The organism is Pedobacter sp. UC225_61, from assembly GCF_044452285.1.
GTDB lineage: Bacteria > Bacteroidota > Bacteroidia > Sphingobacteriales > Sphingobacteriaceae > Pedobacter.
Genome location: NZ_JBIOAL010000001.1, coordinates 336,496 through 358,157, shown reverse-complemented (window position 1 = coordinate 358,157; position 21,662 = coordinate 336,496). Strand labels below are relative to the sequence as shown.

At 33.4% G+C, this 21,662-nt stretch carries 21 protein-coding genes; 14 read left to right on the top strand and 7 right to left on the bottom strand.

From position 1 onward, the window contains the following. Positions 1 to 216 precede the first annotated feature (216 nt). The 10 genes from ACHMWN_RS01815 (at position 217) to fabF (ending at position 9,750) form a co-directional block, all read left to right on the top strand. Positions 217 to 1,092: an AraC family transcriptional regulator gene (locus ACHMWN_RS01815; protein WP_397297273.1), complete on the top strand. Its 876-nt coding sequence runs from the start codon at positions 217 to 219 to the stop codon at positions 1,090 to 1,092. A 4-nt stretch (positions 1,093 to 1,096) separates the two neighbouring features. Further along, complete coding sequence (locus tag ACHMWN_RS01810; RefSeq protein ID WP_397297271.1) at positions 1,097 to 2,158, top strand: SGNH/GDSL hydrolase family protein; 1,062 nt, start codon at positions 1,097 to 1,099, stop codon at positions 2,156 to 2,158. Then, positions 2,152 to 3,360, top strand: a complete 1,209-nt coding sequence (locus ACHMWN_RS01805; RefSeq protein ID WP_397297269.1) for a glycoside hydrolase family 172 protein — start codon at positions 2,152 to 2,154, stop codon at positions 3,358 to 3,360. Before ACHMWN_RS01810 ends, ACHMWN_RS01805 begins: the two co-directional genes overlap by 7 nt. A gap of 8 nt (positions 3,361 to 3,368) precedes the next feature. Next, positions 3,369 to 4,019, top strand: coding sequence for a GDSL-type esterase/lipase family protein (locus ACHMWN_RS01800; protein ID WP_397297267.1), 651 nt, complete (start codon positions 3,369 to 3,371; stop codon positions 4,017 to 4,019). A gap of 37 nt (positions 4,020 to 4,056) precedes the next feature. Continuing rightward, a complete protein-coding gene (locus ACHMWN_RS01795; protein WP_397297266.1) occupies positions 4,057 to 4,371 on the top strand; it encodes a DUF6660 family protein in 315 nt (104 codons plus the stop codon). A gap of 130 nt (positions 4,372 to 4,501) precedes the next feature. Next, entirely contained in the window at positions 4,502 to 6,676 is a 2,175-nt protein-coding gene (locus ACHMWN_RS01790; RefSeq protein ID WP_397297264.1) for a TonB-dependent receptor domain-containing protein, read from the top strand. Positions 6,677 to 6,824: 148 nt separating this feature from the next. After that, positions 6,825 to 7,412, top strand: coding sequence for a TetR/AcrR family transcriptional regulator (locus tag ACHMWN_RS01785; RefSeq protein WP_397297262.1), 588 nt, complete (start codon positions 6,825 to 6,827; stop codon positions 7,410 to 7,412). A gap of 66 nt (positions 7,413 to 7,478) precedes the next feature. Continuing rightward, the gene (locus ACHMWN_RS01780; RefSeq protein ID WP_397297261.1) at positions 7,479 to 8,249 is read left to right on the top strand and encodes an SDR family oxidoreductase; all 771 of its coding nucleotides are present in this window, start codon (positions 7,479 to 7,481) and stop codon (positions 8,247 to 8,249) included. 4 nt (positions 8,250 to 8,253) lie between these two features. Continuing rightward, positions 8,254 to 8,496 carry a DUF2798 domain-containing protein gene (locus ACHMWN_RS01775; protein ID WP_397297259.1) on the top strand — a complete coding sequence of 81 codons (243 nt, stop codon included), beginning with the start codon at positions 8,254 to 8,256 and terminating at the stop codon, positions 8,494 to 8,496. Positions 8,497 to 8,499: 3 nt separating this feature from the next. After that, positions 8,500 to 9,750 carry a beta-ketoacyl-ACP synthase II gene (gene fabF, locus ACHMWN_RS01770; RefSeq protein ID WP_397297257.1) on the top strand — a complete coding sequence of 417 codons (1,251 nt, stop codon included), beginning with the start codon at positions 8,500 to 8,502 and terminating at the stop codon, positions 9,748 to 9,750. Positions 9,751 to 9,776: 26 nt separating this feature from the next. Here the strand turns inward: fabF and ACHMWN_RS01765 are convergent, their stop codons facing one another. The 4 genes from ACHMWN_RS01765 to ACHMWN_RS01750 form a co-directional block, all read right to left on the bottom strand. Next, on the bottom strand, positions 9,777 to 10,142 hold the full coding sequence (locus ACHMWN_RS01765; RefSeq protein WP_397297256.1) for a PleD family two-component system response regulator: 366 nt from the start codon (positions 10,140 to 10,142) through the stop codon (positions 9,777 to 9,779). A gap of 38 nt (positions 10,143 to 10,180) precedes the next feature. Next, entirely contained in the window at positions 10,181 to 12,883 is a 2,703-nt protein-coding gene (locus ACHMWN_RS01760; protein WP_397297255.1) for a PAS domain-containing protein, read from the bottom strand. 98 nt (positions 12,884 to 12,981) lie between these two features. After that, a complete protein-coding gene (locus tag ACHMWN_RS01755; RefSeq protein WP_397297254.1) occupies positions 12,982 to 14,127 on the bottom strand; it encodes a fatty acid desaturase family protein in 1,146 nt (381 codons plus the stop codon). Between the two features lie 152 nt (positions 14,128 to 14,279). Next, entirely contained in the window at positions 14,280 to 14,732 is a 453-nt protein-coding gene (locus tag ACHMWN_RS01750; protein WP_397297253.1) for a sensor histidine kinase, read from the bottom strand. 106 nt (positions 14,733 to 14,838) lie between these two features. Here ACHMWN_RS01750 and ACHMWN_RS01745 point away from each other — a divergent pair, with 106 nt between their 5' ends. The 3 genes from ACHMWN_RS01745 (at position 14,839) to ACHMWN_RS01735 (ending at position 19,796) form a co-directional block, all read left to right on the top strand. Beyond that, positions 14,839 to 16,749 (top strand): alpha-amylase family glycosyl hydrolase, encoded by a 1,911-nt coding sequence (locus ACHMWN_RS01745; RefSeq protein ID WP_397297252.1) that lies wholly within the window; start codon positions 14,839 to 14,841, stop codon positions 16,747 to 16,749. Between the two features lie 7 nt (positions 16,750 to 16,756). Beyond that, positions 16,757 to 18,019, top strand: a complete 1,263-nt coding sequence (locus ACHMWN_RS01740; RefSeq protein WP_397297250.1) for an ectonucleotide pyrophosphatase/phosphodiesterase — start codon at positions 16,757 to 16,759, stop codon at positions 18,017 to 18,019. 205 nt (positions 18,020 to 18,224) lie between these two features. After that, entirely contained in the window at positions 18,225 to 19,796 is a 1,572-nt protein-coding gene (locus ACHMWN_RS01735) for a S10 family peptidase (protein WP_397297249.1), read from the top strand. Positions 19,797 to 19,848: 52 nt separating this feature from the next. On the opposite strand, the gene ACHMWN_RS01730 is transcribed toward ACHMWN_RS01735, so the two are convergent. Continuing rightward, positions 19,849 to 20,193, bottom strand: a complete 345-nt coding sequence (locus ACHMWN_RS01730; protein ID WP_397297247.1) for a DUF1573 domain-containing protein — start codon at positions 20,191 to 20,193, stop codon at positions 19,849 to 19,851. Next, positions 20,183 to 20,617 carry a hypothetical protein gene (locus ACHMWN_RS01725; protein ID WP_397297245.1) on the bottom strand — a complete coding sequence of 145 codons (435 nt, stop codon included), beginning with the start codon at positions 20,615 to 20,617 and terminating at the stop codon, positions 20,183 to 20,185. Before ACHMWN_RS01725 ends, ACHMWN_RS01730 begins: the two co-directional genes overlap by 11 nt. A 79-nt stretch (positions 20,618 to 20,696) precedes the next feature. Here ACHMWN_RS01725 and ACHMWN_RS01720 point away from each other — a divergent pair, with 79 nt between their 5' ends. Further along, the gene (locus ACHMWN_RS01720) at positions 20,697 to 20,945 is read left to right on the top strand and encodes a hypothetical protein (protein ID WP_397297244.1); all 249 of its coding nucleotides are present in this window, start codon (positions 20,697 to 20,699) and stop codon (positions 20,943 to 20,945) included. A 154-nt stretch (positions 20,946 to 21,099) separates the two neighbouring features. On the opposite strand, the gene ACHMWN_RS01715 is transcribed toward ACHMWN_RS01720, so the two are convergent. Next, positions 21,100 to 21,642: a bacteriocin fulvocin C-related protein gene (locus ACHMWN_RS01715; protein ID WP_397297243.1), complete on the bottom strand. Its 543-nt coding sequence runs from the start codon at positions 21,640 to 21,642 to the stop codon at positions 21,100 to 21,102. Positions 21,643 to 21,662 lie beyond the last annotated feature (20 nt).

The following is a 21,662-nucleotide window of genomic DNA, read 5'->3' as shown; positions in this document are numbered from 1 at the left end:
TTGGTTTATATCAAAAGTAGTGTTCAATGCGTTGCGTAAAATAATACTATTTTATCCATTTATAATATTTTTATCGCCTTACTGTTCGTTTTATTCAAAATAGCTGCCATTTAACTTTCGTTATGCTCTTTTAATTAGCAAATTAGCTATAGTTGTTCTATATTTGAACATTGATATTATTTTATCCTGTTTATTGATATTATTTAATCATTTATTGTGCATTCAACTATAATAAAAGAAATTACTCCGCTTACTAATAGCGATTGTTTCACCATTTTTGAAAGGAAGAAACAAGATTTTGATTTTCCTTTGCATTATCATGAAGAGATGGAATTGAATTTTATTTCTAATGCTAGTGGAGCACGTAGAGTTGTTGGCGATCATATTGAAGAGATTGGCGACATTGAGTTGGTGTTGGTTGGTTCTAATTTACCACATGTTTGGGAAACCTATAAGTTAAATGGCAAAGAAATTCATGAAGTAACCATTCAATTTCACAAAGATCTTTTTGATGAAAAATTTCTACGCAGAAATCAGTTGCGTGTAATTAGAGAACTATTTGAAAAATCGAAATGTGGTATTTTATTTTCTAAAGAAACAGCATTAGCAATTGGTCCGCGATTGGTAAAGCTAAATAAGAAACATGGTTTTGATTCGGTATTAGAATTAATGTCTATTCTACATGATCTTTCTACTTCTAGAAACATGCGTACGCTTTCTGATTCTACATTTAGCAATGCTGAGTTTTCTTATAATAGTAGAAGAGTAGAAAAAGTGATGGAATACATTAATGTCAATTTTGATAAACAGGTTAGCCTTGCTGAGGTTGCAAGAATAGCAAACATGACTGAAGTTTCATTTAGTCGGTTTTTCAAAAGTCGTACGGGCATTAGTTTTATTGACAGTTTAATAGAAATTAGATTGGGTCATGCGTCAAGAAAATTAATCGACACCACAGAAGCTGTCGCAGAAGTCGCATACAATTGTGGTTTTAATAACATCTCTAATTTTAATAGAATATTTAAAAAGAAAAAAGGTTGTACACCAAAAGAGTTTAGAGAAAATCTTTCTGGTCATAGAGTTTTCGTTTAATGGTATGAGACTATTATTTTCAATTTTATTGCTAACAATTTGCGGCAGCTTTACTGTACATCAGAAAGAGCAATTTTTCAGTGCAGATAACCCATATATTCAATACACGGGTAGAGTAGATTTTACAAACCCAGCAAAACCTAAATTTTGGGCTTCTGGTGCTTATGTGCAAGTAAAGTTTAATGGAACTTCATGTACACTTCAAATTAATGATGAAATGATTTGGGGTAAAATCCTGAACTATCTAGAAATAAAAGTTGATGATCAGCCGGCTTACCGAATTCAATTAAAAGGAAAAGAAAATACGTTAGTATTAGCCGAAAAATTAACAAAAGGAGATCATGTAATCACTATTTGCAAAAATTCAGAAGCTGAAAATGGCTATGTAGAAATTGTAGGTTTCACCTGCGAAAAATTGGTGCCACTACCGGCAAAGCAAAAACGGAAAATGGAATTTATTGGCGATTCGATTACCTGTGGCGCAGGAAGTGATGAAAGTGTAATTACTTGCGGAAAAGGAGAATGGCACGATCAACACAATGCTTGGCTTGCTTATGGTCCTACTACTGCTCGAAATTTAAATGCACAATGGCATTTGTCTTCTGTTTCGGGCATTGGATTAATGCATAGCTGTTGTGATAAAAAAATAGTGATGCCACAGGTTTTTGATAAAGTAAGCATGGCAAGAGATACCATAAAATGGGATTTTAGTAAATACCAACCCGATGTGGTGACTGTATGTTTAGGGCAAAATGATGGCGTACAAGACTCAGCCAAATTTTGCAATGCTTATGTGAAATTTGCGAAAACATTGCGGAGTTATTATCCTAAAGCAAAGCTGATTTTTTTAACTAGCCCAATGGCGAATAAAGAATTGAAAACAGCATTAGTAAAGTATATCACTGCTGTTAAAAAGAACTTATATGCCCAAGGCGAACACAATATTGGCTCTTATTTCTTTACAAAACAAGCTAATAAAGGCTGTGGTGGACATCCTTCTCTAGCAGAGCACAAAGAGATTGCCGATGAACTGACGGCTTATGTTAAAAAAACAATGAAATGGTAAAGCTAAGAATTACAATTTCCTTACTTCTTTTGAGTTTAAGCATAGTGACGAATGCACAAGAGCTTTTTAAAATGAAGAGTAATGTGAAATCCAAACTCATCAGTTTTGAGAACTTAAGTGGCGCAAGTAGTAATGGTGGCAAGGAAAATAATGGTGCAAAAGGTCATGCGACAGAAACTATATTGCCAGGCGCTACAAGAACACTTGTAGATTACAATGGTATAGGAATAGTACAAAGAATGTGGTACACCATTAGTGAACGCAGTCCAGAAGTATTACGCTCCATTCGATTGCAAATATTTTGGGACGGTGCCACAACACCCGCAGTTGACGTGCCATTTGGCGATTTTTTTGGGATTGGTTTAGGTCAGAAAAAACCATTTGAATCTGCTTTTTTTAGTGATCCAGAAGGAAAATCATTTAATTGTATTATCCCAATGCCATTTCGTAAACAAGTAAAAATTCTTTTCATTAATGAAAGTAAATTAAACGTAAACCTATTTTTTGACGTCGATATTTTAGATACTCCACCACATGCGACTGATGCATTGTATTTTCATGCCTATTGGAATAGAAAAATTACCAGCGAGTTAGGTGAAGATTTTGAACTATTACCTCTCATAAAAGGCAGGGGAAGATTTTTAGGGACAAATGTTGGCGTAATTACCGACTCTGTTTATCGTGGTACATGGTGGGGTGAGGGAGAAGTGAAAATGTATATTGATGAAGATACCAAATATCCCACTATTAATGGAACAGGCACAGAAGATTATGTTGGTGCTGCCTGGGGTTTAGGAACTTTTAATCATCAATTTCAAGGATGTTTAGTGGCAGATAATAAATTAGGTTATTTCGCATTCTATAGATATCACGTTCCTGATGAAATTTATTTTAACAACAGCATTAAAGTAACTATTCAAGAACTAGGTGGTACTAGCTTAGAAATAGCAAGAGATTTATATAAAAAAGGAGTGAAAATTAAACCCGTTATTGCTAATTCTAAAACAGGTTATTTAAAATTAAATGCGATGAATTCTGCACCCAAAATTACAGATGAACAGTTTAGGCCAGGTGGTGTATTGTTTTACAGAGTTGATGATTATTCTGCAACAAGTTATTTTTATTTGGATAAGCCAACTCACACTTTACCAAGTTTACAACCAATTTATATACGTACTTACAACTTAAAAACTATAAATTAACTTAATTTATGAAGACTTTAAAATTAATTGCCTTATTCCTTTTCGTATTTATTACTGCGCAAGCACAACAGAAAGATGCATTTTATAATGAAATTCAATACTTTAAAAAGCAAGACAGTATTAAATTTCCACCAAAAAAGGCAGTGCTTTTTATAGGGAGTTCAACCTTTACCAAATGGAAAGATGCACAAGCTTATTTTCCTGATCACGTAATTTTAAATCGTGGTTTTGGAGGATCTTCTTTGCCAAATGTCATTAATTACATCGGTGATATTGTTTATCCTTACCACCCAAAACAAGTGGTAATTTACTGTGGAGAAAATGATTTTACAGGAAATGCTACTGCACAAATGGTGGTAGACCGAGTTAAAAAGTTGATAGATTTGATTCGAGCAAAATATCCAAGAGTTCGAATAGCCTATATTTCTATTAAACCAAGTCCTTCAAGAGAGAAATATTGGCCGTTAATGGTAGAAGCAAATCAAAAGATAGCCGAAATGATTAAGGGGATGAAACGTGCAGCTTACATCAACACCTATGATGCTATGTTTAACGCCGATGGCAAAATAATGGAAGATATTTTTCTGTCGGATAAGCTGCATATGAATGCCAAAGGATATGCGATTTGGGCAAAAATTATGGAGCCTTATTTGAAGTAGGGCCCTAAAATTCATCTTTAATTCTTACTTTTGCGAGGTGAAAAACCTAGCTGTCTTTTATTTAATCTTTGTGGTATTGCTTTCGGTATTGCCATGTAGTGATGAGTTAGAAGCACAAGAATTTACGCAACACACGATTGTTAAGGTAGATCATGGTAAAGCAAAGGGTAGCGCAGAAAACTGTTCTCCAATTTGTTTATGTTCGTGTTGCGGGCAAAGTGTGGTTGAACCTCACTTTGTTGCATTTCAATCAAAAATCACAACATTTAAAGTAGAAAATGAAATTTCTACACATCAATTTTCTCTTGAGCAAAGAGCAGATAATATTTGGCAGCCGCCAAAATTCGGATAATGCAATTTAAGTTTGTCATGCTGAGCTTGTCGAAGCATCTGTATGGCAGTTCAAAATAATATCATTATCCATTTAATAATAGAACAATGTAGCAATGCATAATTCTATTACATCAATTATTAAAATACAGATGAAAAAAATCATATTGTCAATACTGGCATTATTTATAACGACACTAACTTTTGGGCAAAATACATGGCGAGCCCGCATTATTGATAACGAAACCAAAGAGCCATTACCTACTGCAACCGCGTTTTTAAAAGGAACTTCTGTAGGTGCAAAGGCAGATAATGAAGGTCTAATCACCTTAAATGCTATTCCAGATGGAACACAAACCATCCTTATTAAATTGGTTGGATATGAGGAAAACACGATTGTTTTAAAATTTCCTTTTACTCAAACTGAAGTAACCACAATTTTATTGAAAGCAACTGAGGATGAATTAGAAGAAGTAACTATTTCTTCTACCCGAAGCTCAAGAAGCATACAAGATATTCCTACAAGAGTTGAATTTATTGCTGGAGAAGAATTGGAAGAAAAAGCGAATATGAAACCTGGAGATATTCGGATGATGTTGAGTGAAAGTACAGGTATTCAAACGCAACAAACTTCCGCAACATCAGCTAATGCTGCCATTCGTATTCAGGGTTTAGATGGTCGATATACCCAAATTTTAAAGGATGGATTTCCATTATACGCTGGCGCTGCTAGTGGTTTGGGTTTATTACAAATTCCACCATTAGATTTAAAACAAGTCGAATTAATTAAAGGATCGGCATCTACTTTGTATGGCGGGGGTGCAATTGCTGGTTTAGTTAACTTGATTTCTAAAACTCCGGGTAAGGAAAAAGAATTGAATTTCCATTTTGATGGGACAGATGCATTAGGCTTAAGCCTGAATGGGTTTTATAGCAAGCGTAATGAGAAAATAGGGACTACTTTATTTGCTGCGTATCAAAATAATGCTGCTTATGATCCTGCAAATATCGATTTATCAGCCATTCCTAAATCGGAACGTTTTACATTCAATCCAAAATTATTCTTATATCCAAATGCTAAAACCACACTAATATTAGGTGTAAATACCACTTTTGAAGATCGAATTGGCGGAGATATGCACTATATAAAAGGAGATGCCGATGCACTACACACTTATTTCGAGCAAAATAAAACCCAACGCATCAGTACCCAATTTTCACTAGATCATGATTTAGGTAAATGCGGACATTTTACAGTAAAAAATAGCTTGAGTTATTTTAACCGAGTATTAAATACACCAGGATATGAGTTTAATGGCACTCAATATTCCACTTTTACTGAAGCTAATTATGCAAATCATGGCGAAGAGATAGAATGGATTGGTGGTATAAATTTATGGACAGATCGCTTTAAGGAGCAAGGATTATCATCTTCCGCTTTGCGCAATTACAATCAAACAACTGCTGGAGCTTTTGTGCAAAATACATGGAAAGCTAATCCTTGGTTGCATGTAGAAACAGGAATGCGAGTAGATCATGTGAGTGATTATGGGTTTGCTTTTTTACCAAGGATATCAACGCTGTTTAAAATTAATCCTAAACTTACTTCTCGTTTAGGTGGAGGTTTAGGTTATAAAGCGCCTACAATTTTTACAGAAGATAGCGAAAGAATTCAGTATAGAAATGTATTACCGATTAATAAAACAGAAAATCAGTTAGAGAAAAGTTATGGCGCTAATTTGGACATTAATTATCGCACTGCACTATTTAACCAAACGATTTCTTTTACTATTAATCATCTATTTTTCTTCACCCATCTTAGAAATCCGTTGCAATTATTATCTGTTGGCAATGGAAATTATCAGTTCGTAAACGTGAAAGGAAATATAGAAAGTAAGGGGACTGAAACAAATGTAAAATTGGGCTACAAAGATTTTAAATTGTTTTTAGGCTATACGTATACCGATGCACATCAGCATCAAAACGGAGTGAAAATGGAAAATACGTTAACGGCTAAACATCGAGTTAATGCTGTTCTAATGTACGAATTAGAGGATGAGTGGAAAATTGGTTTAGAAGCTTATTCATTTAGCAAGCAATTATTAAGTGATGGTTCGCTTGGTAAAAGTTTTGTAACCACAGGTTTTATGGCGGAGAAGATTTGGGATCGTTTCTCAATTTACATCAACTTTGAGAATTTTTTAGATGTACGCCAAACACGTTTTGATTCCATTTACACAGGTACATTAACCAATCCTCAATTTAGAGATATCTATGCTCCACTTGATGGTTTTGTAATGAATGGAGGAATAAAATTTAAATTATAATCTTAGCAATTTAAGGGAATCTCTTTGTTTAATACGCAATGAGATTCCTCATTTTAAGATTTCATTTGTCTGTTCAAAATCATTTTGATAAAATAAATTTGCAAGATAATACCAATCGGTATATATTTGTGCTGTCAATTTAAATGTCATGACAAAAGCAGAAAAAACGAAAGCATACATTATTGAAAAAACAGCGCCAATCTTTAATAAAAAAGGGTTTGCTGGTACTTCATTAAATGATATGACTGCTGCAACAGGTTTAACCAAAGGAAGCATTTATGGCAATTTTGCGAATAAAGATGAGGTAGCTTTAGCTGTTTTTGATTATAATCTTAAAAAACTAACCGATATTATTAATAGTGACCTATCTCAACAAAAAGGTGCTAGAAACAAATTGTTAGTTTATGCAGAGCAATATGAGAAGTTTTTAAATCCACCATTTACAGAAGGTGGATGCCCCGTTTTAAATACTGCAGTAGAAGCAGATGATACCCATGCAGGATTAAGAACAAAAGCTACCGAAGCTATTCTTAGCTGGAAAAAAACAATTGTAAAGATTATAGAACAAGGTATAAAAGACAAAGAGTTTAAATCTGACACGAATGCAGAACAAATTGCCTTTACAATGATTGCAATGATAGAAGGATCTATGATGATTGCAAAATTGCTAGATAACAAACAGTATGTAACCATGGTGCTTCAATCTATGAAAAAAATGATCCAAAGCATCGATTAAAAAAATTTGAAACAAAATATACCGATTGGTATATAAAGATAAATTAAAATTTAAAAACAATAAAAAATGAAAACTACAAACAACACCATATTAATTACCGGCGGTAGTGCAGGTATTGGTTTCGAAACAGCAAAATTATTAAGTGAAAAAGGAAATCATGTAATCATAGTGGGCAGAGATGAAAATCGATTAGCTAGTGCAAAAGCTAAACTAGGCAATGTAAGTGCTATTCAAGCAGATGTAAGTAATGCAGACGATGTAAAACGATTGGTTGCTACCATTAACCAAGATTTTCCAAATTTAAATGTATTGATTAATAATGCAGGTAGAGCTGAGGCTTATAATTTGGCTGACCAAAGTAAAGATGCTTCTAGCATTGCAGAAGAAGAAATGTTGACCAATTATCTTTCTATTATTAAATTAAACCAAGCATTGTTACCGGTATTGTTAAAACAAGAAGCGGCTGCAATTATAAATGTATCATCAGTTGTGGCTTATGTGCCAGGTATTACTTTGCCGACGTATGCTGCAAGTAAAGCTGCCTTGCATTCATATACTACTTCATTAAGATTAAGTTTAGAAAATACAGCAATTAAAGTATTCGAATTAATGCCCCCTTTAGTTGACACACAACTTTCAGCAGCAATAGGTGGCCATAATGGTATTCATCCATCACAAGTTGCTAATGAGTTTTTAGTAGCATTTGCCAATAACGATTTTGAAATACGAGTAGGTGATACCGCTAAAATTTACGAATTGTTCCTTTCTTCACCTACTGATGCTTTGAATGTAATGAATGCAAACAGAGAAGCATGGTTAGAGAGCGTTAACTCTTAAAAAGATGTCATTTCATCTAAAAAGGAAAATAGCCTTTGCCTTATTAATGGCATTATTGACGACTGGTATTATTTCTTTCACAGTAATAGGTGTTAATTTGGGTTTTATAAACGATTTTTTACACATATGGATTAAATCGTGGCTCATTGCCTATTTGATTGCAGTGCCTTGTATTTTAATTGCAGGACCATTAATAGAACAATTGGTGCAAAAAGTAGTTAAAGAAAAGATAAAGACTAATCACTAAAACATGAAAAGAGTTGTGATTACTGGCCTAGGGGCAATTACACCTTTAGGAAATACAGTAAATGAATTTTGGGATAATATAGTTGCTGGGAAAAGTGCGGCTGGACCAATTACAAAATTTGATAGTACTAAATTCAAAACCCATTTTGCTTGCGAAGTTAAAGATTTTGAGATTGAAACCTATTTGGATAAAAAAGAAACCAAAAAGTATGATCTATTTACTCAATACGCTATTGCAGCAAGTGATCAAGCAATTAAAGATTCAGGACTTGATTTTGAATCAATGGATGAAAAAGAGCGCTATGAAATTGGCGTAATTTGGGCAACTGGAAATGGCGGTATTGCTACTTTTGAAAGTCAGTTAAAAGAGTTCAATACTGGCGATGGCACACCTAGATTCAATCCTTATTTTATTCCCAAAATGATTGTTGACATTGCAGCAGGTGTAATATCAATTCGTCATCAACTGCATGGACCAAATTATTGTACAGTATCTGCTTGTGCATCTTCAAATACAGCAATCATCAATGCCTTTGATACCATTAGATTAGGCAAAGCGAAAGTAATGATAGCTGGTGGATCTGAAGCAGCGATTACTGAGGCTTCAGTAGGAGGCTTTAATTCTGCTCAAGCTTTATCTAAAAATAATGAAAATCCACAACAAGCTTCAAGACCATTTGATGTAGATAGAGATGGTTTTGTAATGGGAGAGGGCGCAGGCGCATTAATTTTTGAAGATTTAGAGTATGCTTTAGCTAGAGGTGCACATATTTATGCAGAATTAGTAGGTGGTGGAATGGCTGCTGACGCCTATCATTTAACTGGTACACACCCCGAAGGATTAGGTGCTGTTTTAGGTATGAAAAAAGCAGTGGAAGAGGCAGGCATTAGTTTAGCAGAAGTAGATTACATTAATGCACATGCAACTTCTACAGGTATCGGCGATATTAGTGAATTGGTAGCCATTAAAAATTTATTTGGTGATTTACCAGTTGCTATAAGCGGAACGAAATCTATGACTGGTCATCTGTTAGGTGCTGCGGGTGCTGTCGAAAGTATTATTTCAGTGTTGTCCGTTAAAAACGATATCATTCCTCCAACAATAAATACTCAAAAACTAGCTGATGAAGTGCCTAATGGTTTAAAAATTGTTTTAGGTAAGCCCATCTTCCAAACTGTTAATTATGTGCTAAACAACACCTTTGGGTTTGGTGGACATACTGCTAGCAGTTTGTTTAAGAAGTACACTACATAATACTAATTATCCCCAAAAAGCCTTGTTTAATTAAGCAAGGCTTTTTCTATTTTGGCTAACAGCATATCTATTTCGAAAGGTTTAGGTAAAAAATCATCAGCCCCAGCAATTTCGGCAGAATGTTTTAAATCGTTACTTGCTGAAATTAAAATAACTGGAATATGTTTAGTGCGTTCTTCACTTTTCAGTTTTTTACACAATTCTCTACCATCAGAACCAGACATCCAAATATCTAAGACATAAATGTCTGGTAATTCATTTTGAGAAGTAAGTATAGTATTTCCATTTAGTGTAGCATTTACAATGTAACCTTCCATTTCTAGCATCATTCCAACTGCATCTAAAATACCAGGATCATCGTCAGCAACAGTAATTCGTTTTGGGTTGTTCATCTTTAATTTATGCGCAAAAATCGAGCCTACATTGTTAATTAACCAATTGGTCGTTGTAATGGAATAGAAAACCAAAATTTAGATCCTTCTCCTTCTTTACTACTTACCCAAATTTTCCCTCCTTCACGTTTAATAATTTCAGAAGAGATATAAAGCCCCAATCCCAAACCTGGGAATGTATGCTGCATACTTCCACTCACGCGATAAAATTGCTCAAATACTTTATTTAAATTATTTTCGGCTATACCAATGCCAAAATCTTCTACACACAGCAAAACATTATCACTTTCTATTGTAGTATGCACTATAATCTTTTCAGAATTTGGAGAATATTTAATGGCGTTGGTCATTAAATTTGTAACCACCTGACTTATTCTCTCTTTATCTGCATAAACTAGACCCACTTCTTCTAAATTCTCTACAATTTCATGTTTTTCTGTGGCACGTTGTAATTCTTCTACCTCAGATCTAACCATTTCATTAAAATCGAAATGAGTGAGGTTATATTGTAATTTTCCTGAATTTACTTTAGTTACATCTAATAAATCCCCAATTAAATTAGTAAGACGATTAAGTTGTAAATCCATCTTTTTCATCAAACCAGCCTCCATTACATCGCCTTTTTTCAACAAAATTCGCTCTAATACTTGAGTATAAGCTTTAATACTAGTTACTGGTGTTTTTAATTCATGGCTGGCAATACCAATAAAATCATCTTTTTGTTGTTGCAATTGTTTGGTTTCAGTGATATCAAAAGATACACCGATAAATGTTAGCGGATTTCCTTTCTCGTCATATTGAGCCTTGCCAGATTCTTTAATCCAATGAATGGAATCATCTGGCCACCGAATTTGATATTCAGCTTGGTAAATAGTTCCATCTAAAATTGCAGTATTTATTGCATTAACTACGCTCTCTTTAAAATGTGGCTCAATAAAATTAAGTAATTCAGCATAGGTTAACTTCTTTTTGGGTAAAACGCCATAATTCTTATTGAATTGATCAGAAAATCTAATTTTGTTTGTTTTAATATCTAACTCATAGGACCCTAATCTTCCAGCTTCTAAGGCAATTTCTAATCTTTGATTAATTCGTATTAGCTCTTCTTTGGCATTTCGCTGTTGCGTAGTGTCCATAACTGTACCCAACATCCGTAACGCTTTTCCATCTGCGTCGTAATAAATTTTTCCTTGAACTTTTATCCAATGGATAGATTTATCTTCCCAAATAACTCTTACTTCATAATATATTTGTCCAATATCTAAAGCCCGTCTATGGGCATTTAAGCGTAATTCATGATCATCAGGATGAATGGCGGCTACATAGCTAGCTCTTGGAACGTGATGTTTATAACCAAAAATCTCATCAAAACGTTCAGAGGTATTCATTTCTCCAGTACGTAAATCCAGGTCAAAAGTGCCTAATCCTGCAGCAACAGCTGATAACCGAGCTCTTTCTTCCGCATCTTGAATTTTGCGTTTGCTTTCGAGCATTTCAGTCACATCAATCGCCACAACCATAATCCTATTAATGCTTCCGTCTGCATCTTTCAATGGCTCATACACATAGTTGATGTAAACTGTTTGTTTCTGACCATTTTTGATTAAAGTGATTGGTTGTTCATTACCATGATGAGCAACGCCAGTTTGCATTATTTTTTTAAGGATATTATCAAATCCTAATGTTTTAGATTCTGGGAGAGCCTCCCATAGCGTTTTATCAGCAAATTCTTCCCTGTTTTTACCCGCAATATTTAGATAAGCATCGTTCACTAATTCTACAAAAAGCTGCTCCCCCTTCAAAATAATCATTCCTACTGGAGCCTGTAAAATTAACTTGCGAAAATTTTCCTCACTTTCTTTAAATGCATTTTGAGCGGCAACTTCTTCTGTAATATCTTGCAATGTACCATTTAAACGATAGGCTATATTTTGATCATTAAATAATGCTTTACCTTTTGCTTTTACAATCCGTTCTTTTCCAGTTTTTGCATTGACAATGGTGTACTTTGCAGTATAAGTTCCTCCAGATGAGTGATCAAGAGCTTTTGAGATGGCTTCGTTTACTTTTTCTCTATCTCTTTCAGCAATAGAGTTAAGTGCAATAGATAAGTCGATTTCAGTATGCGAAGAAATGCCAAACCACTTTTTTAAGCGAGCATTACTAGTAAATTTATTAGTAATTGGGTTATAGTCCCATGTGCCTAATTCTGCTGCATTTAAGGCAAATTCAAGCTCATCTTTACTCTCACTTAAGGCTTTTAAGGTTTTTACCTTTGGTGTACTCTCCGTACAGGTGACAAAAACCCCAGCAGGTTCTCCAGTTTCATCATAAGCTGGACTATAACTAAAAGTCCAATATACATCTTCAATTTTGCCGTTACGATAAATTGGAATTAGTTGGTCCTCACTCCAAGTGGCATCACCTCCAGAAAGTACCTGATCAATTAACGGTTTAATAATTTCCCAAATTTCTGGCCATACCTTTATGCCAGGTTGACCCATAGCTTCTGGATGTTTTCCTTCGTTACCTAAACTAGGGCGATAAGCATCATTATAAAAGCAAATTAATTCTGGCCCCCAAAATAAAAACATTGGAAATTTAGAATTTAGCAGAATGCTAAGTGTAGTACGTAAGCTTTGAGGCCACTTTTCTATAGGCCCAAGAGGGTTTTTAATCCAATCAATAGAACGGATTAGTTCACCACATTCTCCACCTCTACTAATGAAGCCAAAATTCATGCGTTGTTAAAATAGTTCATTGTAAATTAAGAAATTTTATATCCCCAATTAACAAATAATATATTTTTTTGTTCGATTGATTGAAAGAAATTAGCTAGTTATAAAGGCGTGCTAATTTTTGGTGTAAGAATACAAGGTATTATGGCTAATTTCTCTTTCGCTATATATGCTTCTTTACCTAATTTCCTCAACATACGATAATGAGAACTTAATGCACTTAAAAAAGTTGGACTTTCTATATAAGGAAGATTAAACTCTAAAGCGGTATCCTTAACAATTTTGCCAATAGCAGGATAATGAATATGACATATTTTTGGAAAAAGATGATGCTCTACCTGTCTGTTTAAACCGCCACATATAAAACCAGCAAGTTTACTATTTACTGCAAAATTAGCAGTAGTCATCATTTGATGTGCTGCCCAAGCTTCTTCAATATTTCCTTCGTTATTTGGATGAGGAAAACTAGTTCCCTCCACTACATGAGCCAATTGAAAAACTAAACCCAATACCAAACCTTGTGCAAATTGCATAGCTAAAAACCCAATTAAAAATTGCCACCATGTGATATCTACAACAAATAAGGGTAAAATTATGAATAGGAAATAATATAGAAATTTGAAGAAAAACAGATTAAAATATTCAATTTTTGGATGATTTGCCACTTGGCAACCAATTTTTGTTTGGAAAAATTTCTTATAATCCTTTCTAAAAACCCAAGATAACATAGCTAAACTATACAGTCCAAAAGCATAAAAATGCTGATAGCGTTGTAATTTATTCACAGGTTCATTTTCGCAAAAGCGAATTAAGCCTGGTGCCACATCAATATCTTCATCATGTCCTGAAATGTTGGTGTAAGTATGATGTACAATGTTATGGCAAATGCTCCAAACATAAGCGCTAGCGCCAATTAAACTAAATAAAAAACTAAATGATTTATTAATAGAGGGCTTATCAGAAAAAGCCTTGTGAATAGCATCATGACAAATGTTAAAACCAACAAAAGCACCAAACATGCCTAACAAAATAGCCATGCCCAACATTAATATCGGATTAAAACCACCTAATAAAATCAAAAGATACAAGGTAATAAAGGTTCCTAAAAAGAAAACTGCTTTAAACCACATAGCGCCATTGGCATGCACACTTATTTGTTTTTGATCAAAATGTTCATCAACACGTTTACGTAGGGTAGCATAAAAGGTAGATTTATTGGTATTCGTAAACTTGACTTTCTTTGTCATATTTTATGTAAAGTGTGGTAGGTGCGGTTTTTTAATTTTAGCTAATGTAGTCTAATTAATGAGTTATGTCACACAAATACTAGTTTAATTTTAGCTGTTTAGTACTTATTTACGCAAAAGCTTAAACAAAGGATGTAGTGCATGTTTTTTAATTAATTAAGATGAAGAGAAATCATATGCTGAGTTGGAATATCAATTACAATAAGCATTCCTTCACCATGCTGTCTTTCAATACTTATTTTTCCTTCATAATAATCTATCCGATCAGGTAATAGACCAACCTTTTTTACATTGCGATCGTATATATCGCTATTTATTTCTTTTCCATTATTTTCTATACATAAATTAATAGAATCTGGATGTTCTATCAATTGAAAAATTGCATTTGTAGCCTTGGCATGTTCTATAATATTTTGGAAAATTTTTTGCACAATATGATAAAAACTAAGCTGAAAATCTTCTGGATATTTAGAAAGATCATCGAAACCATAAATTAAATGTTCAATGTGAATTTTGCCTGAGGTATTAAAGCCATTTATTAAATGCTCAATTGAATTAATCAAGCCATATTTACGAATAATGACAGACATTAATTGATGGCTCATGCTGTGAATGTTTTTTTAAATAACTATTTAAATGAAAATTACAGTTAATTTTATAGACATAAATACCTAATATTAAGTATTTTTGAGTCCAAATATAATCCCACGTATGAAAAAATTGATTTATCCTTTATTGTTTGCAATTGTCGCTTTGCTTTTTAATTGCAAAAAATCGGGAACGTTCCCAGAACCAGATCCAACACCACCTACACCTACAGTACCAACAACTCCAACCTATCCATTACCAAGTGCAGCTAAAGATGGTGTAGTATTTATAAATGGTGGTACATCAGCAATTGTAACTTTATATGCACCCTCAAAATCAACCGTATATGTAATTGGCGATTTTAACGATTGGCAAACTTTACCCGCTTATCAAATGAAGTTGGCACCAGACAATACAACTTGGTGGGTTCAAATTGATAACTTAAATCCGAATACAGAATATTCATATCAATTTTTTGTAGATGGAACATTGAAAGTTGCAGATCCTTACTGCGAGAAAGTGTTAGACCCTAACAATGACAGTTATATTTCATCAGTAACCTATCCAAATTTAAAAGCATATCCAACTGGAAAGACAACTGGAATTGTAAGTCTAATGCAAGCAAATCAGGCAGTTTATACATGGAAAAATGGAAGTTTTACTAGGCCAGCAAAAGATAATTTAGTAGTATATGAATTGTTAATTCGCGATTTTACAACGGATCATAGTTATACATCAACACTTCAAAAATTAGATTATTTAAAAGACTTAGGTATTAATGCAATCGAATTAATGCCTGTAACAGAGTTTGAAGGCAATTTAAGTTGGGGTTATAATATATCTTATTATTTCGCACCTGATAAATATTATGGGTCTAAAACTGCTTTGCAAAACTTCATAGACGAATGTCATGGTAAAGGAATTGCTGTAATTATGGATATGGTACTAAACCATTCTTTTGGTCAATCACCTATGGTACAATTGTATTTTGATGGTAGTAAACCCACTTCAAATAGTCCTTGGTTTAATGTAGATGCTAAACATCCGTATAATGTGGGTTATGATTTTAATCACGAGAATGCAGCGACTAAATATTTTGTTAAAAATGTGGTTAAATTTTGGATGCAACAATATAAAATTGATGGATTTAGATTTGATTTATCGAAAGGATTTACACAAAATTACTCTACAAATGATGCAGGTTTTGCTGCTTATGATGCAAGTCGAATTGCGATTTGGAAAGAATACAACAATTACATCAAAAGTATAGATCCAAATAATTTTTATGTGATTTTAGAACATTTTGCAGAAGCAAGTGAAGAAAAAGTATTAGCAGATGAAGGGATGATGCTGTGGAATAATTTGAATTATAACATGAACGAAGCAACAATGGGCTGGATAGGAACTTCAGACTTTTCTTGGGCATTTTATACGAAGCATGGGTTTAGCAAATCTGAAAATTTGGTTGATTACATAGAAAGCCATGATGAAGAACGATTGAACTTTAAAAATATCACCTATGGAAATGTTGTTAGTGGATATTCTGTTAAGGATTTAACTACAGCTTTAAAACGCGAAGAAATGGCTGCAGCATTTTTATTTGCAGTTCCTGGTCCGAAAATGATATGGCAGTTTGGTGAACTTGGATACGATATAAGTATAGATTTTAATGGTCGAACAGGCGATAAACCAATTAAGTGGGATTATTTTGCGGATAGCCGTAGGAAAGCTTTATACGATGCTTACAGTAAATTCATCAAACTAAAAAAGAATAATACTATTTTTACGAGCCCAACATATACATACAGCGTTAACGGTGGACTTAAATATATTAAATTAACTAATAGCACAAACACAGTGGTTGTAGTAGGTAATTTCGATGTAATTAATCAAACCGCAAACATTGATTTTGGAGCAAATGGATCTTGGATTGATGCAACCGGTGGTTCAACTATTAATTTAGCAAGTACTACATATGGTGCAACTTTAACTCCTGGAGAATACCATATTTATAGTAAACAAGCTTTAAATTAATTTAACAATGCTCATTAAGAAGTTAGTATTTGTAGTTCTATTATTTTCATTTATAAATGTATCTGCTCATGCACAAGACACTACTCAGAAGATAGTTCCTAACAGAGTAAATAGTATTGAACAACAGAAAAAACCGTACGTAATTCTAATTTCTATAGATGCATTTAGATGGGATTTAGCAGATAAATACAACGCTAAAAATTTAATTCAATTAAGAGAAACTGGAATACAAGCGGAATATTTAAAACCTTCTTTTCCTTCACTTACATTCCCTAATCATTATAGTATTGTAACTGGATTGTATCCAGTGCATCATGGGGTGGTAGATAACATTTTTTACGATAAAAAGAGAGACGTTATTTACAGGAAATCTGATAAAACCATGGCTGCCGATAGCTCTTGGTATGGAGGAACCCCCCTTTGGGTAATAGCAGAACAGCAAAAAATGTTAAGTGCTATCTTTTATTGGCCAGGTTCAGAAATTTCTATGGATGGTATAAAACCAACTTATTTGTACAATTACAGCGAAATTATTCCAATAAATAAGCGAGTAGCTGTTGTGAAAAATTGGCTTCAATTACCTGAAGAAAAGAGACCACACTTTATTGCTTTATATTTCCCTCAAGTAGACCAAGCAGCGCATAAATACAAACCAGAATCAGAAGAAACAAGAAAAGCTGTTCAATTAGTAGATGACGCCGTCGGTAAGCTGGTTGATGCCGCTAAATCAACAGGTTTAGCAGTTAATTTTATTCTTTTATCAGATCACGGTATGTCAGCAATTGATAATGTAAACACAATTCCGCTGCCAAAAGCAATAGATTTAACACATTTTAAAGTTACACCTGGCAATGCCTTATTACATGTGTATGCAAATAATAAAGCATTTATTAAATCAACATATAAAGCTTTAAAGGCCGAAGCGCTAGACTACGATGTTTATTTGAGTAAGAATATTCCAAAAGCATGGCATTACAATAAAAAAGAAGATACTTACAACAGAGTTGGAGATATAGTATTAGTCCCGTATTTGCCAAAAGTATTTAATATAAACGGTGTAAAACCTGATTTTGGTCAGCATGGTTTTGATCCAGCGCTAACCGATATGCATGCAATTTTTTATGCTTGGGGACCCAATTTTAAACAAAATTTAAAAATTCCTGCGTTCGAAAATGTAAATGTTTATCCACTAATCGCGAAAATTTTGGGGTTAACCTATACCCAAAAGATTGATGGTCAAGCAAAAGTGTTAGCGCCAATTTTGAAATAGTAATTTTGGTTTTGCCGCAGATGCGCAGATTAAAATAATAAATGATATTCTTGATGTATAAATTAAGACTATTAAATCAGCTAAATCTTTGGCTATAAATTTTTAATCTGTGCATCTACGGCTATACATCCGTAACAATTTCGTGTTTGATGCTAAATATGGGTTTCAATTTTTGATATTTATAGCAACCAAACTAAAAACTCAAATGAAGAAATTTTTTACCTCAACACTTATTGCATTAAGTTTTGTGAGTTTTGTTCAAGCTCAACAACGTTCTCAAGGTGTAAAACCAACTCAAGCTGGAACTCCGACAGCAACAGCTCCTGTTAAAGAAGAGTCCAAAATTAACACAAATATTGCCTCAAGAACAATTGTTCCAGAGAGCTCCGTAGTAACCAATCATACGGTAACTATTAGAGGAAAAGCTGTTCCTTACAAAGCCACAACAGGTACTTTACCAGTTTGGGATGAAGATGGAAAGCCAATTGCTGGCTTATTTTATACCTATTATGAACGTTCAGATGTTCAAAACAGGGAAAGCAGACCTTTAGTTATTTCTTTTAATGGTGGACCAGGTTCTGCATCAGTTTGGATGCATATTGCCTATACTGGCCCAGTTGTTTTAAATATAGATGATGAAGGATATCCAATTCAGCCGTATGGTTACAAAGACAATAGTTCATCTATTTTAGATGTTGCTGATATCGTTTACATAGATCCAGTAAACACAGGGTATTCTCGTGCAACAAGTAAAGATGTTCCAGGCACTAAATTTTTTGGTGTAAGAGCTGATATTAAATATTTGGCGGAATGGTTAAATACATTTGTAACTCGTAATAATCGTTGGGCATCGCCGAAGTTTTTAATTGGAGAAAGTTACGGAACAACACGAGTTTCTGGCTTAGCTTTAGAGTTACAAAGTAACCAATGGATGTATCTAAACGGTGTTATTTTGGTATCACCAACAGAATTAGGTATGGAAAGGGGTACAGTTTTGGATGCCGCGTTACGTTTGCCATATTTTGCTGCAACGGCGTGGTATCATAAAAAATTACCTACCGATTTACAAAGCAAAAAATTAACGGATATGTTGCCAGAAGTTGAAAACTTTACCGTTAATGAACTTATTCCTGCAATTACTAAAGGTGGTTTTTTACCGCAAGCTGATAAGCAAAAGATAGCTGCAAAAATGGCCAGGTTTTCAGGAATATCTGAAAAAGTAATTATGCAAAATAATCTAGATATATCTACCAATTTATTTTGGAAAGAGCTACTACGCGATCAAGGATTTACCGTTGGGCGTTTAGATTCGAGATATAAAGGAATAGATAGAGCTGATGCTGGTGATGGTCCAGATTACAATGCAGAATTAACATCATGGCTGCATTCGTTTACACCAGCTATAAATATGTATATCCGTAATGAACTCAATTATAAAACCGATTTAAAATACAACATGTTTGGCTCTGTTTATCCATGGGATAACACTGGCGATCGTACTGGAGAAAATTTACGATCTGCAATGGCTCAAAATCCATACCTACATGTACTGGTTCAATCTGGATATTTTGATGGTGCTTGCGACTATTTCAATGCTAAATATAACATGTGGCAAATGGATCCGAGTGGTAAATTAAAAGATAGAATGAGTTGGGAAGGTTATGAAAGTGGACACATGATGTACCTTCGTAAACCAGATTTAAAAATGGGTAACGATCATATTAGAGAATTTATAGAAAAAGCTTTACCAAAACCTGGAGTTCCAGCTAAGTTTTAGTTGTGCATAAGAAACCTCACAGGTTTTTAAAACCTGTGAGGTTTAATCTTTTTTATAGGTTGAAATGAAAAGATGTTAATCTAGGTACCGCATTTGTTTTTATCGTTAAAAATATTTGATTGCCAGTTCCAACTTTTGATTTATCAATTTTAATATCCGCTATTATCTTTTCATTGGGGTTAATTATTTGATTTTTTTCAAGTTTTAAAAGAGTACATTCGCAACTTGTAGTAAAATTTTCTATAATAAGTGGTGCGTTTCCTTTGTTATAAATTGTGAAATGCCTGATTGTATCAGACTTGTTAACATCCTTATAGTCTACAAATATTTGAGGTTTTTTTTGTTTGCAAGCCGCTAATGCAAAAATGATTAAAATAAAACTTATTTTACTTTTCATGATTTATTATATTGTTAATTAATGATTTTTCTTTTTCGATCCATTTTTCTTTAATGGGTTCTCCAAAACCAAAATCTATGTTTTTTATTTTTTTTCCTGAGAATAGAATTTCTATTGGATAACCCTTGACCCAGTTGTAGTTACTTATTATCTTATTGTCATCAAATAAAAAAATAATCCCATCAAATTTATTTTTTTTTGCATGCTTAATAAAGTTTGTATAAGAAGATATTGCTCCATCACATATTAATGCTATTTGTAAATCTGATTTCTTGTAAGTAGTTGAAAGAATTTTTAAAACCTCATACTTTTCTTCGCATGGAGCACATCCAACAAAGTATAAATCAATAAGCTTTGCTGATGTTTTTAGTGTGTCTGATAATGTGATGTGAGTGCTATCAACCGTCATAAATTTCTTTTCCATTATAGAAATGTTTTGGGGCTGGTATTTCGTTTTATTATTATACTCCCTTCTATACCATAACAAGCTGGGCCTTATATATATGTCAGATATAACTATAAAAATTATAGAAAAAGTAAATATAATTACAAATCTATTTCTGTTCCTGAAAAAACACCCGGATAGAATTCCAAATAACGGATATAGCGTGTCAAATGGGAAACGTAACGGAATTAATGCCCTCCCAGTAAATATTGTAACAATATCTAATAAGAGTACTGGAATAAAAATTATCCAGAATTGGTTAGGCGTATTTTTTGGCTTTACGAATAAAAGTGTAAAAACAAAATAAACACAAAAGCGAGCCACATAATGTTTCAGTGGCTCTACTTTAATTGCAAAAATATTTTCTATTAGAATCCTGTAGTTATAGATAATTATGTTTATTACTATTGTAAATACTATAGAAATAACAATATTAACTAATAATCTTTTATTGAGATTCATTAGTCTAAATCTGGTTGAATGCCTTCACATCTTTTCTTGCAGTCTTCCGTTCCAAATAAACCACAACTTTCTAGGTCGCTATCCGTAGTACAACCTTTCACATCACAATCATTTCCAAGTCCAGAACAACCCATATCATAATTACAGGTACAATGAACAGGTGCTATTAACATTGCTTGTGTAGGAGACTTTAATGCTTGCATTTCTTTTAAGGAGAAAGTCGATATTAACATGTTTTGTTTAAAATATGGACTTTCAATTAAAATATTTAATTGCTCTTTAGAAAAATGTTGTTCAAAATAAGGGAGATTAGAGTTCATGAATTCAGCGCTAATCGAATGATTTTGAATCAATTTTTTTATTCCTGTTTTATCAAGGAATTCTTTGAGCATAATAACTATTTTTCTCTGCTCAGAAGTGAACTTCTCATTCCCATTTGATAGGATAAAATCTAATTTTGTTTTCCATAGTATCTCTCTTTCTTCATAGGAAAGTAAAGATTGACCTTGTTTTAACTCTAAAAGGGAAGTTTTTGCAAGCACTTCTTTGGTTAAATCAGAAA

Excerpts from the sequence above, each read along its gene's own strand:
- ACHMWN_RS01735 (WP_397297249.1), top strand. The coding sequence starts at position 18,225 with ATGAAGAAATTTTTTACCTCAACACTTATTGCATTAAGTTTTGTGAGT.
- ACHMWN_RS01765 (WP_397297256.1), bottom strand. The coding sequence starts at position 10,142 with ATGAACAACCCAAAACGAATTACTGTTGCTGACGATGATCCTGGTATT.
- ACHMWN_RS01800 (WP_397297267.1), top strand. The coding sequence starts at position 3,369 with ATGAAGACTTTAAAATTAATTGCCTTATTCCTTTTCGTATTTATTACT.
- ACHMWN_RS01780 (WP_397297261.1), top strand. The coding sequence starts at position 7,479 with ATGAAAACTACAAACAACACCATATTAATTACCGGCGGTAGTGCAGGT.
- ACHMWN_RS01790 (WP_397297264.1), top strand. The coding sequence starts at position 4,502 with ATGAAAAAAATCATATTGTCAATACTGGCATTATTTATAACGACACTA.
- fabF (WP_397297257.1), top strand. The coding sequence starts at position 8,500 with ATGAAAAGAGTTGTGATTACTGGCCTAGGGGCAATTACACCTTTAGGA.
- ACHMWN_RS01785 (WP_397297262.1), top strand. The coding sequence starts at position 6,825 with ATGACAAAAGCAGAAAAAACGAAAGCATACATTATTGAAAAAACAGCG.
- ACHMWN_RS01730 (WP_397297247.1), bottom strand. The coding sequence starts at position 20,193 with ATGAAAAGTAAAATAAGTTTTATTTTAATCATTTTTGCATTAGCGGCT.
- ACHMWN_RS01725 (WP_397297245.1), bottom strand. The coding sequence starts at position 20,617 with ATGGAAAAGAAATTTATGACGGTTGATAGCACTCACATCACATTATCA.
- ACHMWN_RS01740 (WP_397297250.1), top strand. The coding sequence starts at position 16,757 with ATGCTCATTAAGAAGTTAGTATTTGTAGTTCTATTATTTTCATTTATA.
- ACHMWN_RS01755 (WP_397297254.1), bottom strand. The coding sequence starts at position 14,127 with ATGACAAAGAAAGTCAAGTTTACGAATACCAATAAATCTACCTTTTAT.
- ACHMWN_RS01775 (WP_397297259.1), top strand. The coding sequence starts at position 8,254 with ATGTCATTTCATCTAAAAAGGAAAATAGCCTTTGCCTTATTAATGGCA.
- ACHMWN_RS01810 (WP_397297271.1), top strand. The coding sequence starts at position 1,097 with ATGAGACTATTATTTTCAATTTTATTGCTAACAATTTGCGGCAGCTTT.
- ACHMWN_RS01750 (WP_397297253.1), bottom strand. The coding sequence starts at position 14,732 with ATGAGCCATCAATTAATGTCTGTCATTATTCGTAAATATGGCTTGATT.
- ACHMWN_RS01805 (WP_397297269.1), top strand. The coding sequence starts at position 2,152 with ATGGTAAAGCTAAGAATTACAATTTCCTTACTTCTTTTGAGTTTAAGC.
- ACHMWN_RS01720 (WP_397297244.1), top strand. The coding sequence starts at position 20,697 with ATGTCAGATATAACTATAAAAATTATAGAAAAAGTAAATATAATTACA.
- ACHMWN_RS01760 (WP_397297255.1), bottom strand. The coding sequence starts at position 12,883 with ATGAATTTTGGCTTCATTAGTAGAGGTGGAGAATGTGGTGAACTAATC.
- ACHMWN_RS01745 (WP_397297252.1), top strand. The coding sequence starts at position 14,839 with ATGAAAAAATTGATTTATCCTTTATTGTTTGCAATTGTCGCTTTGCTT.